This is a genomic window from Erysipelatoclostridium sp. MSK.7.34, assembly GCF_019041935.1.
GTDB classification, from domain to species: domain Bacteria; phylum Bacillota_I; class Bacilli_A; order Erysipelotrichales; family Coprobacillaceae; genus Thomasclavelia; species Thomasclavelia ramosa.
Genome location: NZ_JAHPYJ010000015.1, coordinates 46,387 through 61,183, shown reverse-complemented (window position 1 = coordinate 61,183; position 14,797 = coordinate 46,387). Strand labels below are relative to the sequence as shown.

The 14,797-nt window shown below is 33.9% G+C and carries 18 protein-coding genes; 15 read left to right on the top strand and 3 right to left on the bottom strand.

Going from position 1 to position 14,797, the window contains the following annotated elements; translation table 11 throughout:
• The first annotated feature begins 3 nt into the window (after positions 1-3).
• From accD to KTF99_RS10895, 15 genes are all read left to right on the top strand, one after another.
• On the top strand, positions 4-876 hold the full coding sequence (gene accD, locus KTF99_RS10965; protein WP_003538994.1) for an acetyl-CoA carboxylase, carboxyltransferase subunit beta: 873 nt from the start codon (positions 4-6) through the stop codon (positions 874-876).
• Positions 876-1,826, top strand: coding sequence for an acetyl-CoA carboxylase carboxyltransferase subunit alpha (locus tag KTF99_RS10960; RefSeq protein ID WP_003538991.1), 951 nt, complete (start codon positions 876-878; stop codon positions 1,824-1,826). The genes accD and KTF99_RS10960 overlap by 1 nt, the downstream gene beginning before the upstream one ends.
• Complete coding sequence (locus tag KTF99_RS10955) at positions 1,819-2,280, top strand: MarR family winged helix-turn-helix transcriptional regulator (RefSeq protein WP_003538989.1); 462 nt, start codon at positions 1,819-1,821, stop codon at positions 2,278-2,280. Before KTF99_RS10960 ends, KTF99_RS10955 begins: the two co-directional genes overlap by 8 nt.
• 8 nt (positions 2,281-2,288) lie before the next feature.
• On the top strand, positions 2,289-3,230 hold the full coding sequence (locus tag KTF99_RS10950) for a beta-ketoacyl-ACP synthase III (protein ID WP_009008649.1): 942 nt from the start codon (positions 2,289-2,291) through the stop codon (positions 3,228-3,230).
• Positions 3,231-3,233: 3 nt separating this feature from the next.
• Positions 3,234-4,166 (top strand): DUF561 domain-containing protein, encoded by a 933-nt coding sequence (locus KTF99_RS10945; RefSeq protein ID WP_003538987.1) that lies wholly within the window; start codon positions 3,234-3,236, stop codon positions 4,164-4,166.
• Positions 4,167-4,168: 2 nt separating this feature from the next.
• Complete coding sequence (locus tag KTF99_RS10940; RefSeq protein ID WP_003538986.1) at positions 4,169-5,233, top strand: NAD(P)H-dependent flavin oxidoreductase; 1,065 nt, start codon at positions 4,169-4,171, stop codon at positions 5,231-5,233.
• Positions 5,233-6,165, top strand: a complete 933-nt coding sequence (gene fabD, locus KTF99_RS10935) for an ACP S-malonyltransferase (protein ID WP_022007883.1) — start codon at positions 5,233-5,235, stop codon at positions 6,163-6,165. Before KTF99_RS10940 ends, fabD begins: the two co-directional genes overlap by 1 nt.
• 1 nt (position 6,166) lies before the next feature.
• Complete coding sequence (fabG, locus tag KTF99_RS10930; RefSeq protein WP_008792259.1) at positions 6,167-6,919, top strand: 3-oxoacyl-[acyl-carrier-protein] reductase; 753 nt, start codon at positions 6,167-6,169, stop codon at positions 6,917-6,919.
• Positions 6,920-6,930: 11 nt separating this feature from the next.
• Positions 6,931-8,172, top strand: a complete 1,242-nt coding sequence (gene fabF, locus KTF99_RS10925; RefSeq protein ID WP_217215569.1) for a beta-ketoacyl-ACP synthase II — start codon at positions 6,931-6,933, stop codon at positions 8,170-8,172.
• A 4-nt stretch (positions 8,173-8,176) separates the two neighbouring features.
• Positions 8,177-8,602: a 3-hydroxyacyl-ACP dehydratase FabZ gene (gene fabZ / locus KTF99_RS10920; protein WP_008792258.1), complete on the top strand. Its 426-nt coding sequence runs from the start codon at positions 8,177-8,179 to the stop codon at positions 8,600-8,602.
• Between the two features lie 101 nt (positions 8,603-8,703).
• A complete protein-coding gene (locus tag KTF99_RS10915; RefSeq protein WP_217215568.1) occupies positions 8,704-9,564 on the top strand; it encodes a DMT family transporter in 861 nt (286 codons plus the stop codon).
• A gap of 288 nt (positions 9,565-9,852) precedes the next feature.
• A complete protein-coding gene (locus KTF99_RS10910) occupies positions 9,853-11,007 on the top strand; it encodes an amidohydrolase (RefSeq protein WP_003538980.1) in 1,155 nt (384 codons plus the stop codon).
• Positions 11,000-12,022: a methionine ABC transporter ATP-binding protein gene (locus KTF99_RS10905; protein ID WP_029481779.1), complete on the top strand. Its 1,023-nt coding sequence runs from the start codon at positions 11,000-11,002 to the stop codon at positions 12,020-12,022. Before KTF99_RS10910 ends, KTF99_RS10905 begins: the two co-directional genes overlap by 8 nt.
• Positions 12,015-12,683 carry a methionine ABC transporter permease gene (locus KTF99_RS10900; protein WP_003538978.1) on the top strand — a complete coding sequence of 223 codons (669 nt, stop codon included), beginning with the start codon at positions 12,015-12,017 and terminating at the stop codon, positions 12,681-12,683. Before KTF99_RS10905 ends, KTF99_RS10900 begins: the two co-directional genes overlap by 8 nt.
• Positions 12,684-12,693: 10 nt before the next feature.
• Entirely contained in the window at positions 12,694-13,506 is an 813-nt protein-coding gene (locus KTF99_RS10895) for a MetQ/NlpA family ABC transporter substrate-binding protein (RefSeq protein ID WP_008792256.1), read from the top strand.
• Positions 13,507-13,562: 56 nt separating this feature from the next.
• Here KTF99_RS10895 and KTF99_RS10890 read toward each other — a convergent pair whose 3' ends face one another.
• The 3 genes from KTF99_RS10890 to KTF99_RS17220 all read right to left on the bottom strand — a co-directional run bounded on the left by KTF99_RS10890 (position 13,563) and on the right by KTF99_RS17220 (position 14,610).
• Complete coding sequence (locus KTF99_RS10890) at positions 13,563-13,733, bottom strand: hypothetical protein (RefSeq protein WP_155854232.1); 171 nt, start codon at positions 13,731-13,733, stop codon at positions 13,563-13,565.
• Positions 13,734-13,839: 106 nt separating this feature from the next.
• Positions 13,840-14,337 (bottom strand): IS110 family transposase, encoded by a 498-nt coding sequence (locus KTF99_RS17225; protein WP_336244698.1) that lies wholly within the window; start codon positions 14,335-14,337, stop codon positions 13,840-13,842.
• Positions 14,338-14,403: 66 nt separating this feature from the next.
• Complete coding sequence (locus KTF99_RS17220; RefSeq protein WP_254210141.1) at positions 14,404-14,610, bottom strand: hypothetical protein; 207 nt, start codon at positions 14,608-14,610, stop codon at positions 14,404-14,406.
• Positions 14,611-14,797 lie beyond the last annotated feature (187 nt).

Below are 14,797 nucleotides of genomic sequence, written 5' to 3'. Positions count from 1 at the left end.
TAAATGGAAGAGTTATTTAAGGCACGAAAAGAAAAATTGAATTTATTTAAATCTATTCGTAATAAAATGCAAGATAAAAAAAGAATTGATGTACCCGATGGTTTATATACAAAGTGTGATTCTTGCGGAGAGTCGATTTTAAGTGAAGATTTGAAAGAAAGTTATTATGTTTGTCCTAAATGTGGAGCACATTTAAAGATGCGGGCATACACGCGATTAAATCTTTTGTATGATGGGGGAAAATATAAAGAATTATATAAAAGTATTAAATCAAATGATCCATTAATGTTTCCTGGTTATAAAGAAAAATTAGTAAAATTAGAAGAAACAACAAATCTTGACGAAGCGGTTGTTTGTGCTACAGGAAGAATTGATGGAAGAAAAGTTGTTGTTTGTGTGATGGATTCTCGTTTTTTAATGGGGAGTATGTCAGGTGCTGTCGGAGAAAAGATTACTAGAGCAATTGAACATGCGACAAAACGCAAATGTCCAATCATTATTTTTACAACTTCTGGGGGAGCTAGAATGCAAGAGGGAATTATTTCACTAATGCAAATGGCTAAAACTAGTGCTGCTCTAGCCAAACATCATGAAGCCGGATTGTTATATATTTCGTATATTACTCATCCTACTACTGGTGGAGTTACTGCTTCTTTTGCCATGCTTGGGGACATTATTATTGGGGAACCTAAAGCATTAATCGGATTTGCGGGACCAAGAGTAATTGAATCAACAATTAAACAAAAATTACCCGAAGGTTTTCAAAGAACCGAGTTTATGCAAGATCAAGGATTTATTGATATGATCGTAGAACGTTCTAAAATGCGTGAAACGATTATCAAATTATTAAAAATGCATAGCAGGGGGGCGCAATAATGTCACTGCAAGAAAAAGAAATAAAAATTAAAGAAATAGAATTAGAGTTATTAAAATTAAAGGATGACCAAGAGATTGACCACACTTTACAAATTCAAGATTTAGAAAATACAAAAGCAAAAATTGAAGCTGAAGCATATCAGGATATTAGTGCTTATGATCGAGTTTATCTTGCTCGTAAAGCTGACCGTCCTAATGTCCGTGAATATATTGATAATTTATTTGATGATTTTATTGAATTACATGGGGACCGTCTTTACAAAGATGATGGTTCAATTGTCGGGGGATTAGCAATGTTTAATAATATTCCCTGTACTGTAATTGGACATTTAAAAGGACGAACTTTAGAGGAAAATCTACACTGTAATTTTGGAATGTCTTCACCAGAAGGGTATCGTAAAGCGATGCGTTTGATGAAACAGGCGGAAAAATTTAATCGACCAATTGTTACATTTGTAGATACACCAGGTGCTTATCCGGGTTTAAAAGCTGAAAAACATGGAATCGGTGAAGCAATTGCGCGTAATCTAATGGAAATGTCACAGCTGACGGTGCCTATTATTGTGATTGTAATCGGTGAAGGCGGCAGTGGTGGAGCTTTGGCACTAAGTGTTGGAGATCGTATGGTAATGCTTGAAAATAGTGTTTATTCGGTTTTATCACCAGAAGGCTTTGCATCAATCTTATGGAAAGATAAAGATGGTTCAAGAGTTCATGAAGCTGCAGAGCTAATGAAATTGACTGCAAATGATTTATATGAAATGAAGATCATTGATAAGATCATCAAAGAACCTCGAGGTGGAATTACAAAGAACCGCGAATATGTATACAAACGTTTAAGAATCTATCTTCGAAATACTCTTGAAGAATTGATGAAATTATCAAAAACATCATTAGTAAATAAACGTTACAATAAATTTAGAGAAATGGGTCGAATTACGAATGACTAATCGCGATATTTTAAATCGAGAATTAATTAATCAACTGTTTGTAAGACTGTTTAATCAAATTTTGGATATTGAAACCCAATATATGGTAGGACATGGAGTGGAAGATTTAAGTTTATCAGAACTGCATATTATCGATGCAATCAGTTCGCTTTCAAATCCCACGATGTCAACAATTGCTTCTCAGGCGACTTTAACTAATGGAACAATTACGACAGCAATAAAAAAGCTCGAAGCTAAGGGATACGTAAAACGTCGTAAAGATGATAATGATCGACGCATTATTCGTGTAGAGCTGACAGCTAAAGGCAATCGTGTTTGCAAAGTACATCGAGACTTTCATGAAGAGATGGTAAGTCGTGTCTGTGAAGATAGTCATGTTCTTGATGATGAGTTATTGATTAAATCATTACAACAGTTATTGTATTTCTTTGAAGATATCAAAGAAAAATATTAGGAGATTATATGAGTGGATTAAAAATATTATCAACTGGTTATTATGCACCACAAAAAGTACTTGATAATTTCGACCTTGAAAAAGTGGTTGAAACATCAGATGAGTGGATCGTCTCTAGAACCGGGATAAAAAGAAGACATATTGCTGAAAATGAAAGTTGCGTAGAACTTGGGTATCAAGCAGCTTTAAAGGCAGTTGAAAAAATAGATAAAAGTAAGATTGGATTGATTATCTGTGCAACAATGACACCCGATTATTTTACTCCCAGCACTGCTTGTTTGATTCAAGAAAGATTAGGTTTGAATGATCAAGAAGTAATGTGCTTTGATTTAAATGCTGCTTGTAGCGGCTTTGTGTATGCCTTAACGGTAGCCCAGGCATTATTACAAAACATGGAAGAGAAATATGCTTTAGTCATTGGAAGTGAAGAAATTTCCAAAATAATGGATTTCAAAGATCGCAATACTTGTGTTTTGTTTGGTGATGGGGCTGGAGCCCTTGTAGTTGGAAATGGTGATGGTATTTTTGCTAGCTACAGTAATTCAGCGGGAAATTTAGAAGCATTAAAGGCCCCGGCAATCAGTAAATCTAATCAGGATCATTATTTAACGATGGCTGGGCAGGAAGTGTTTAAGTTTGCAATAAAAGTAATTCCTGAAAGTATTAATGCAATCTTAGAAAAAACAAATTTAACTCTTGATGAGATTGATTACGTTGTCTGTCATCAAGCAAATTATCGAATTATTAAAAATGTATATAAGAAGATGAAGTCTTCAGAAGATAAGTTTTATATGAATTTGCAAGAATATGGGAATACATCAGCAGCTAGCATTCCTTTGGCTTTAGGTGAAATGAATGAAAAAGGAATGTTAAGACCAGGTGACAAAATTATTTGTGTTGGTTTTGGTGGTGGTCTTACTTGGGGCGCAACATTAATGGAATGGAGTTAGAAGATGAAATTAAATAAATTATTAAATATTGAATATCCTTTGATTCAAGGAGGAATGGCAAATATCGCTACCGGTGAATTTGCAGCTAGTGTATCTAATGCTGGCGCACTTGGTTTAATTGGTGCCGGTGGAATGGACACTGCTACATTAAAAAAGAATATTGAAATTTGCCGTAATTTAACTGATAAACCTTTTGGTGTCAATATCATGTTGATTAATCCTTGTGCTGATGAGATGGCACAATTAGTAATTGATGAAAAAGTGCCGGTCGTAACAACTGGAGCAGGAAATCCTGGTAAATATGTTGCTGCATGGAAAGCAGCAGGAATTAAAGTATTGCCAGTTGTTCCAAGTGTAGCTTTAGCAAAGCGCCTTGAAAAATATAACGTTGATGCAATTATTGTTGAAGGAACTGAGGCAGGTGGTCATATAGGTGAATTAACTACAATGGCATTAGTACCTCAAGTAGTTGAAGCAGTTAGTGTTCCTGTTATAGCAGCTGGTGGAATTGCGAGTGGAAAACAGGTATTGGCAGCGTATGCTCTAGGGGCTTGTGGAGTACAGGTAGGAACTTGTCTGCTTGCAAGCGAAGAGTGTCCGATTCATGAAAATTATAAACAAGCTGTAATCAAAGCTAAAGATACAAGCACTACAGTAACTGGAAGAATCGCAGGAACACCAGTACGGGTAATAAAAAATAAAATGGCTAAAGAGTATGTTAAGCGTGAAAAAGAAGGTGCTGACATGATGGAACTTGAAAAATATACATTAGGTTCACTACGTAGAGCAGTTTTAGAAGGTGACGCCGATACCGGTTCATTAATGGCTGGCCAAGTAGTCGGAATGATCAATGAAATTAGACCTCTAAAAGTAATTATTAAAGAATTATTTGATGATTGTGATAAGGCATTTAAGAAATTAGAAAGCGAGTTTTAATTATGAAAAAGGTAAATATCGGAGATATGACTCTTGATGTACCAATCATACAAGGTGGCATGGGAGTTGGTATTTCACTTGGAAATTTGGCTGGAAATGTTGCTTTAAATGGTGGTATGGGTGTTATTTCAACTGCTCATCCTGGTTATCGTGCTGATGATTTTGAAAAAAATCCGCTAGAAGCTAATAAACGTGAGCTAGCTAATGAAATAAAGAAAGCTAAAGAGATTGCTAAAGGTAAAGGGATGGTTGCAATTAATGCAATGGTCGCAATTACTGACTATGCAGCTTTAGTTGAAGTAGCTGTAAAAAGTAAAATAGATGCAATTATTTCGGGTGCTGGATTACCTATGAACTTACCAAGTTTTGTTCAAGGAACAAAAGTTAAAATTGCCCCAATTGTATCAAGTGGTAAAGCCGCTAAATTGATTTGTAAAACTTGGGATCGTAAATTTAAGGTAGCTCCAGACTTTGTTGTCATTGAAGGAAGTGAAGCTGGTGGTCATCTAGGCTTTCATAAAGAAGATGTGTTAAATAAAACAACGGCTAAATTAGTAGATATTTTTAAAGAAGTAAAAGAGACTGTTCAACCATTTGTTGAAAAATATCAAAAGGATATTCCTATTTTTGTAGCTGGTGGTGTTTATGATAGTGAGGATATTCAAAAGTATTTAGATTTAGGTGCTGATGGTGTTCAAATGGCAACACGGTTTATTTGTACTGAGGAATGTGATGCAGATATTAAATATAAACAAGCATTTATAAATGCTAAAAAAGGAGATATCGAGATTGTTAAATCACCAGTTGGAATGCCGGGAAGAGCCATCATGACGAAGTTGACAAAAAGACTTAAACAAGATGAAAGGATTCCAGTAAAACGCTGTTATAATTGCTTAATTCCTTGTGATGTTAAAACTACGCCTTATTGTATTAGTGGTGCATTGATCAATGCTGCTAAAGGTAATTTGGATGAGGGATTAGTATTTAGTGGAAGCAATGGATATCGTAATGATAAAATTATTTCAGTAAAAGAATTAATGGATGAATTAAAGAGAGGACTAAAATAATGGGTAAGATTGGATTTGTATATGCTGGTCAAGGTAGTCAGGTAGTTGGAATGGGTCAATCATTCTATGATAACTATCAAATTGCTAAAGATGTTTTTGATAACATTGACTTAGATATTGATGTAAAGAAATTATGCTTTGAAGGTCCCCTTGAAGAACTTTCTTTAACAAGAAATACACAACCATGTATGGTTGCTGTTGCTGTAGTAGCAACTAAGCTATTAAAAGAAAATGGAATTGCTCCAGATTATGTAGCAGGATTAAGTCTTGGTGAATATTCAGCTTTAAATGCAGCAGGTGTTTTAGATGATCAAACTGCAATTAATTTAGTACGTTTCCGTGGTCAAGCGATGGAAAGAGCGGCAGCAGGAATTGAAAGCAAAATGATTGCAATTATTGGCTTAGATCGCGAATTATTAAATGAAGCAGTTAAAGAAGCTAGGGCTTTGGGAGTTGTTTCAATTGCTAACTATAATTGTCCAGGACAATTAGTAATTGGTGGTGAGGCTGAGGCAGTTACTAAGGCTAGCGAATTAGCATTAGAAAAAGGTGCTCGTCGGGCAATTCCTTTAAATACAAGTGGACCTTTCCATACAGAATTATTAGCATCAGCTAGTAATGAACTTAAAGAAAAGTTTGTAAGTGTTAATTTTAATGAAATGCAAGTTCCTGTAATATTCAATAGTTCGGCTAAAGAACTTGAGTCTGGAGTTAGTATTGCTCAAATGTTAGAGAAGCAAGTAATGTCTTCAGTATATTTTGAAGATAGTATTCGTTATATGTTAGAAAACGGGGTTGATACAATTATTGAAATCGGTCCTGGTAAAGTTTTAAGTGGATTTATTCGTAAGATTGATAAGACAATTAAAACTTATCAAGTTGAAGATCAAGCATCATTAGAAAAAACATTAGCGGGATTAAAAGGAGAATAAGATGAAATTAAAAGATAAAGTAGTTTTAGTAACTGGTGGAGCCCAAGGAATTGGTAAAGAAATTTGTTTAACTTGTGCTCGTGAAGGTGCTAAGATCATTGTAAATTATGTTAATTTTGGTGATAATAAAAAAATTGCTGAAGCAACTAAATCAGAATTAGAAGCAATCGGTGCGACTGTTATGTTAGCTCAAGCTAATGTTGCTTCATTTGAAGAAACAGAAACAATGTTTAAAGAAATCATTAAAGAATTTGGTCGAATCGATGTTCTTGTAAATAATGCTGGAATTACTAAAGATGGATTGTTGATGCGAATGAAAGAGAATGATTTTGATGCAGTTATTGATGTTAATTTAAAAGGAACATGGAATTGTATGAAACATGCGACTAAAATTATGATGAAACAACGTTATGGTCGTATTATTTCAATGTCATCAGTAGTTGGGGTAATGGGAAATGCTGGTCAAGTAAATTATTCAGCAAGTAAAGCTGGAATTATTGGAATGACAATGTCATTAGCGCGCGAAGTTGGTAGTCGGGGAATTACTGTGAATGCGGTAGCACCAGGTTTTATTCAAACTGCAATGACTGATGTTTTACCTGAAGATATTAAAGAAAGTATGGCTAAACAAATTCCTTTAGGAACTTTTGGACAAGTAAGTGATATCGCTAATACGGTAGTATTTTTAGCAAGTGATGATGCTAGATACATTACTGGTCAAACTATCCATGTTGATGGCGGAATGGCAATGTAAGGAGAGAGACAATGGAAAGAAGAAGAGTTGTAGTAACAGGGCTTGGAGCAATTAATGCAATTGGTCATGATGTTGAAGAAACTTGGAAAAGTATTAAAGAAGGTGTTTGTGGAATTGACGAAATCACAAACTATGATAAAGAATTAACAAAAGTAAAAATTGCAGGTGAAGTAAAAAATTTTAATGCTGCTGATTATTTAGATAAAAAAGCAGTTCGAAAAATGGATCGCTTTACTCAATTTGGTGTAATTGCTGCTAAAGAGGCTTTTAAGGATGCTGGTTTAAAGATTGAAGAGATTGATGCTGACCGTTTTGGTGTAGTTGTGTCAAGCGGAATTGGAGGGCTTGCAACAATTGAGAAAGATCATACTAAGGTGTTAGAAAAAGGTTATGATCGTGTTTCGCCATTCTTTGTGCCAATGTCAATTACAAATTTGGCAGCGGGAAATATTGCAATTGAATTAGGGGCAAAAGGATTATGTACTTGTCCGGTCACAGCTTGCGCTGGTGGAACTAATGCGATTGGTGATGCGTTTAGAAATATCCGTGATGGTTATCAAGAAATTATGGTTGCTGGTGGGGCAGAAGCTAGTATTACTCCACTTGGTATTGGAGGCTTTTCATCAATGAAAGCTCTTTGTGATAATAATGATCCGAAACGGGCGTCAATTCCTTTTGACGAGGAACGTTGTGGATTTGTTATGGGTGAGGGTGCTGGAATTGTTGTACTTGAAGAATTAGAACATGCTAAAGCTCGTGGCGCTCATATCTATTGTGAAATGGTCGGATATGGTGTCAGTTGTGATGCTCATCATATTACTGCACCTTTAGAAGATGGCTCTGGTGGGGCTAAAGCGATGATCAATGCAATCAAGGATGCTGGTTTAGTAGCTGAAGACGTAACTTATATTAATGCACATGGAACTAGTACCCCTTTAAATGATAAAGGTGAAACAATGGCAATTAAATCTGCTTTAGGTGAAGCTGCTAAAAAGGTTGCTATTTCTTCGACGAAAGGAAATACGGGGCATTGTTTAGGTGCTGCCGGGGGAATCGAGGGGGTAATTTGTGTTAAAGCAATCGAAGAGGGATTTATTCCAGCTACGATTAATTATCAAAAACCAGATCCATTATGTGATTTAGATATCGTTCCAAATACTGGTAGAAATCAAGATGTTAATGTAGCTATGTCAAATTCATTAGGATTTGGTGGTCATAATGCGACTATCATCTTTAAGAAATATGGAGAATAAGAAAATGGAACTAAATAGTAATCAAATTCAAGAAATCAATCCGCACCGTTATCCTTTTGCTTTAGTAGATCGAATTACTGATTACCAGCCTGGACAGTGGGCAAAAGGAATTAAATGTGTCAGTGTTAATGAAATGCATTTTTGTGGTCATTTTCCTGAGCATCATGTTATGCCAGGAGTATTGATTGTTGAGGCATTAGCTCAAGTTGGGTGTATTGCAATTCTTTCTAAAGAAGAAAATAAAGGTAAAATTGCTTTCTTTGGGGGCATTAATAAGTGTAAGTTTAAAGGTCAAGTAACGCCTGGTGATGTTTTAGAAATGGAATGTACTCTAACTAAACAAAAAGGACCAATTGGAATTGGTGATGCTGTTGCTAAGGTAAATGGTAAGGTAGTTTGTAAAGCTGAACTTATATTTGCTGTTCAATAATAATTAATTGGATAACGAAAGTTATCCTTTTTTGTTGTAAATCATATTAATTGACGTAATGGTTATAATAGATATAATCATTATAGTATCTGGAGGTGCTTATGAATAATATCCGTAAAGGGATGATGTGTATAATTTTAGCCGCTTTCTTTTTTGCAGCAATGAATGTATTTGTAAAATTAGCTGGCGATTTACCATCAATTCAAAAAAGTTTTTTTAGAAATTTGGTAGCTGCTTTATTTGCTTTTTTTATCCTATTAAAAAGTAAACAGGGATTTACATATAAACAAAAAAATTTACCGATGCTTTTATTACGCTCAGTCTTTGGAACGTTGGGAATTCTTTGTAATTTTTATGCAGTTGATCATCTTTTAGTTAGTGATGCTTCGATGCTTAATAAATTATCACCATTTTTTGTAATTATTTGTTCCTCTTTGTTTTTAAAAGAAAAAGCGACAAGAATACAAAAAATATCAATTATCGTAGCTTTCATTGGAAGCTTGTTTGTAATCAAACCATCTTTTAATCTTTTAAATAATGTGGATTCAATTATTGGTGTTTTGGGGGCATTAGGAGCAGGAATAGCTTATACTTGTGTGCGGAAGCTAGGTAAGCAGGGGGTAAATGGTGCAAAAATTGTATTTTTCTTTTCATGCTTTTCTTGTCTCAGTGTGTTACCATATTTAATAATTAATTATCAGCCGATGAGTTTAGAACAGTTTTTAATCTTACTAGGTGCAGGGTTAATGGCAGCTGGTGGTCAATTTGCAATTACTGCGGCGTATAATAATGCAGCTGGCAAGGATATTTCAATCTATGATTATAGTCAAATATTATTTGCAGCGATATTAGGATTTATTTTCTTAAATCAAATTCCTGATATATGGAGCATAGTTGGATATATCATTATTATTGGTGCTGCTTTAGGAGTTTATTTATATCAACGAAGAATAGCTAATTAGCTATTTTTTTTATGCAAACATATTGACATTTATTTTTTGCTTGACGGAGTATTTATAGTGTGTTAAGATACTTTACATAGCAAACCTATCGATATAGTAGGAAAAGAAGAGGAGCGAACGATGATGTTAAAAAGCAGAAGAGATATGATGTATATGTGTATGTGCAGCTGTATACAAAAGTATAGGGTACATTTTCGTGTATGCAAATATTCTTAATACTATATTAAATGGGGTAGTGGGATGTTTACATAAACATCCCACTTTTGTTATTAAAAAGGGGGAATTAGAATGGAAGACGACAGTTTACAAAAAGAATTAGAATATCAATTTGAGTGGTTTCATCGTAATCCGGAATTATCTTATGAGGAATATGAAACTACTAAAAGAATTAAAACATTATTACAAGAGCATGATATTGAAGTTTTAGATTTACCATTAAAAACTGGATTAGTTGCAGTTATTAGAGGTGGATACCCTGGTAAAGTAATTGCTTTACGAAGTGATATTGATGCTTTACCAGTTAATGAGGAAACGACATTAAGCTATAAGTCAGAGATTGAAGGAAAGATGCATGCTTGTGGTCATGATTTTCATTTAACAACGATTTATGGTGTTGCTTTATTGTTAAATGAAAATGCTGCTCAATTACATGGAACAGTAAAATTATTATTTCAACCGGCTGAAGAGTCTTCATTAGGAGCTCTAAAAATTATTGAGACAGGGGTTTTAGATGATGTTAATGCAATTTTTGGAATTCATAGTACTTCGCAGTTTGAAGTGGGAACAATTGGAATTAAAGCGGGGACAGTTTCAGCTGCTGTTGATCGATTTAAAATTAATTTGAAGGGCTTTGGAAGCCATGCAGCCCATCCACAAATGGCTAAAGATCCAATCGTTGCAGCTGCTGCATTAGTTAACAGCTTACAAACGATCGTTAGTCGAAATATGGATCCTTTTAATAGTAGTGTTTTAAGTATTACACATCTTCAAGCAGGGAATACGTGGAATGTTATTCCTGAACAAGCCTTAATTGAAGGGACTGTTAGAACGCTGACTAGCGAGGAGAGGGAGCTGTTTGGAAAACGATTAAAGGAAATAACTTATGGGATTAGCCAAGCCTATGATCTTGATACAGAAATTGAGTGGATAGCGGGGCCTCCTGCAACCGTCAATGATGAGGAATGGAGTAATTTTGCTAAAGCAATTGCTCAAGCAGAAAAAATTGCTATAGGGATACCCGAAGCAACTTTAGGAGGCGAAGATTTTGCATTTTATCTTGAAAAAATCAGGGGAACATTTATTAAAATCGGAACCGGAAAGACCTATCCTAATCATCATCCGAAGTTTAAGGTAAATCCTGCAGCTTTATCGTTAGCTGCAAAATATCTTAGCCAATTGGCGAAACAGGCTCTTTTAAAATTGGAGGCAGATGAGAATGATTAAAATTGAACACGTAAATAAGACTTTTACAACTAAAAGTGGTGAAGTTCCAGCATTGCAAGATGTCTCTCTAGAAGTAGAAGCGGGTGATATTTACGGTGTAATCGGTTATTCTGGGGCTGGTAAATCAACGTTATTACGAATGGTAAATTTATTGGAACGTCCTGAAAATGGGGCAATCTATATTAATAATCAAAATATTATAGATTTAAAAGAACGAGAATTAAATATTTTACGAAAAGATATAGGTATGATTTTTCAACAGTTTAATTTATTAGAATCACAAACAGTCTATCAAAACATTGCTATCCCATTGATTCTTTCAAAACTGGATAAAAAAGCTATTGAAGTAAGAGTTAAACAATTATTATCTTTTGTGGAATTGGAAGATAAGCGTGATACTTATGTATCACAACTGTCTGGGGGTCAAAAACAAAGAATTGGTATTGCTAGAGCATTAGCTACAGAACCTAAGATTTTACTCTGTGATGAGGCAACTAGTGCTTTAGATCCACAGACAACAGAAGCAATTTTATTGCTGCTTAAAAAAATTAATTGTGAACTTGGGATAACAATTTTGTTAATAACTCATGAGATGAATGTAATCAAGAAAATTTGTAATAAAGTAGCGGTAATGAAATCTGGTAAAATCATTGAGAAAGGTGATACTTTAGAGGTTTTTAGTAATCCACAACAAGAAATGACAAAGAGATTTGTTGAAACAGTTATTAGCAATGTAATTCCAACCACACTTTTAAAAGAATTAGATTATCGGTATCCGGTTTTAAAACTTACTTTTTTTGGTGAAAGTACAAAGCATGATGTAATTTCTAAAATTAATAAGCATTTTAAAATTATAACAACAATTTTATTTGCTTCAGTTAATGAAGTAGGAGAAGATATTTTAGGAATTTTAACAATTCAGTTAAAAGGTGAACAGGATGAAGTTATTCGAGCGATAAATTATATTCAAAAACAAGATGTGAAGATAGAGAGGGTGGAATTGAATTATGATTGAAAATTATTTAAATATACCTGCTGATAAATTACTTGAAGCGGCAGGCCAGACAATTTATATGTTGGGAATATCATTATTTTTTGGAACCTTGATAGGAATACCGCTAGGCTTACTTTTAGTCCTTACTAGAAAAAATGGAGTTAAAGCCAATCATACAATTCATTTTCTTGTGAGTGGGTTAGTAAATATTGTTAGATCTGTGCCATTTGTAATCTTATTAGTATTTATTGCTCCGCTAACAAAAGTGCTGGTTGGAACAAGAATAGGAACAAAGGCTGCAATTGTTCCATTAGTATTTTATATTGCACCATATTTGGCTCGTTTGATAGAAAGTTCTATATTAGAAGTTCAACCGGGAATTTTAGAAGCTGCTAAAGCAATGGGGGCAAATACTTTGGAAATCATTCGTTATTTTTTATTACCAGAGGCGAAAGCTTCGTTAGTTTTAGCACTTACTACTGGAACGATCGGTTTATTGGGGGCAACTGCTATGGCTGGAACAATCGGCGGCGGTGGTGTTGGTGATTTAGCATTAACTTATGGTTATCAGCGTTTTAATAATACTCTAATGTTTGTTACCGTAATCATTTTAATTATCTTTGTACAATTAATTCAAACATTGGGAAATCATTTATCTAAAAAAATTAGAACACATGAATAGGGGAAGAAAAATGAAAAAGAGAATATTGAGTTTATTATTAGTGATGGTTTTTGTTTTGGCCGGATGCCAAAGTAGTAGTGATAAAAGTGAAGATAAGACAACAATTATCTATGGTAAGGCAGCGGGGCCATATACAGTCTTATTTGAAGATGCCATTATTCCAATTTTGAAAAAAGAAGGTTATCAATTTAAATGCATCGAATTTTCAGATTTATTGCAAAATGATACAGCCTTAAATGAAGGCGAGATAGATGTCAATGTTGAGCAGCATACAGCTTACATGAAAAATTTTAATGAATCACAAGATGGTGATTTAGTAGCTTTGACAGCAATTCCAACTGTACCTGCAGGAATTTTCTCAAATACTCATAAAAGCTTAGAGGAAATTAAAAAGGGCGCTAAGATTGCTGTACCAAACGATGCTTCAAATACATCTAGAGCATATGTTTTATTACAAAAAGCAAAGTATATTACTTTAGATCCAGATGTGGATATTAGTTCCGTGACAAAAGATGATATTATTAAAAATCCTTATGAAATAGAGTTTACAGAAATGGATTCAACAATGATTCCTCAAGCTTTAGATGAGTTTGATTATGCTGTAATCACCGGCAGCATAGTTTATAATGCAGGAATTGATGCTTCGAGTGCGTTATTACAGGAGGATGTTTTAGAACATTTATTGTTACAAGTAGTTGTAAAAGAAAAAAATAAAGATACAAAATGGGCTAAAGCAATTGTTGAAGCTTATCGTTCAAAAGAATTTAAAGAATATTTAGATAAAAATAATAATGGTTTATGGTATGTACCTAGCTATAATTAAAAGGGGATAAGTGTGAAAGAAATTTATAAAAAAAGCCGACCTAAAAAATTAAAAATTCATGATGAACTCGTTTGTTGAATAGAAGATAAATTGATTTGGCTTATATCAATATCCATAGATTTCAATAATTCTAATGCTTGATGAGTGGTTATCTTCTGGTTGCGTGGTTTTGGATTTTTTAATGATTCATAATCAGATGGATTGAAGTTTTCACCAGTTTTTGTCATATGGTATATAGAAATAAGAATCATTCTAGCGGTCGCTATAATAGCTTTCTTATGATCACGTCGTTTCTTAATACGATTATACTTGATTCTGAAATATGTTTCTTTTTCACTCTTGATAGCCGAAAGAGCACATTGAACAAGAAATGGTTTCAAATACTAACCAGTTTTGAATATATTCGTCAATATTATTCATGTGTTTTATAGTGCAGTTGATTTTGAATCTTTGGTCAGATTCAATGTGAGAATTCTGAATGGCTTGAAAAATTTGATCAGATTTCTTTGAAACAGAACCCTTGAGAATTTTCTTAAGATTGTCTTCAGTGATAATATCACTTTTGAGAATCTCATCCATGGCAGCTTTACAATTCTTTCCTAAATGATCAGTAGAGACAGAAGCTAAGGCAATATTAGAAACAGTCATACAGTTTTGATAACGATTGCGTTCAGAAGAGCGCTTATTGACAAGTTTAATGCGATAATGTGATATTTTTCTAAGTTCTCTAATGTTTTTAGGTGGAATAAAAGAGTACTTGAGAAGATCTTGTTTAAAGATGTTAGCAATCCATTTTGAATCTTTCTTATCGGTTTTCTTACTTCTAATCACCTTCACGTATTTAGGATGAGTAAGAAAAATATTGAGTTCAGATTCAAGGATATTAAAGACAGGAATTCAGTACTTACTGGTAGATTCCATGCAAACATCAAAACAGTTGTTTGATTTAAGCCAGTTTAAAAGATTCAACAAATCAGAGTTAAAAGTAGAAAACTGCTTTTGAATATAGGTCGTGACATTATTATCACCAGAAGCAGCGATGGCCGCTACAATAAGATTTTTATGAATATCCATGCCACAACATATTTTACGAACAATCTTCATAAAATAAAACCTCCTTTCAAAGAAAGGAGAAGTGGTACTGACTGTCATCTAGCAATATGACCAAATTGGTAATATATCAATAATAAGTGTCCAGGCTCTGAGTCCTAATTATTTGTGCTCGAAAAGATGACGGCGACTTATAATTATACAAGATATTCTAACGAGTAGAAGGAATCAGAATGTCTTT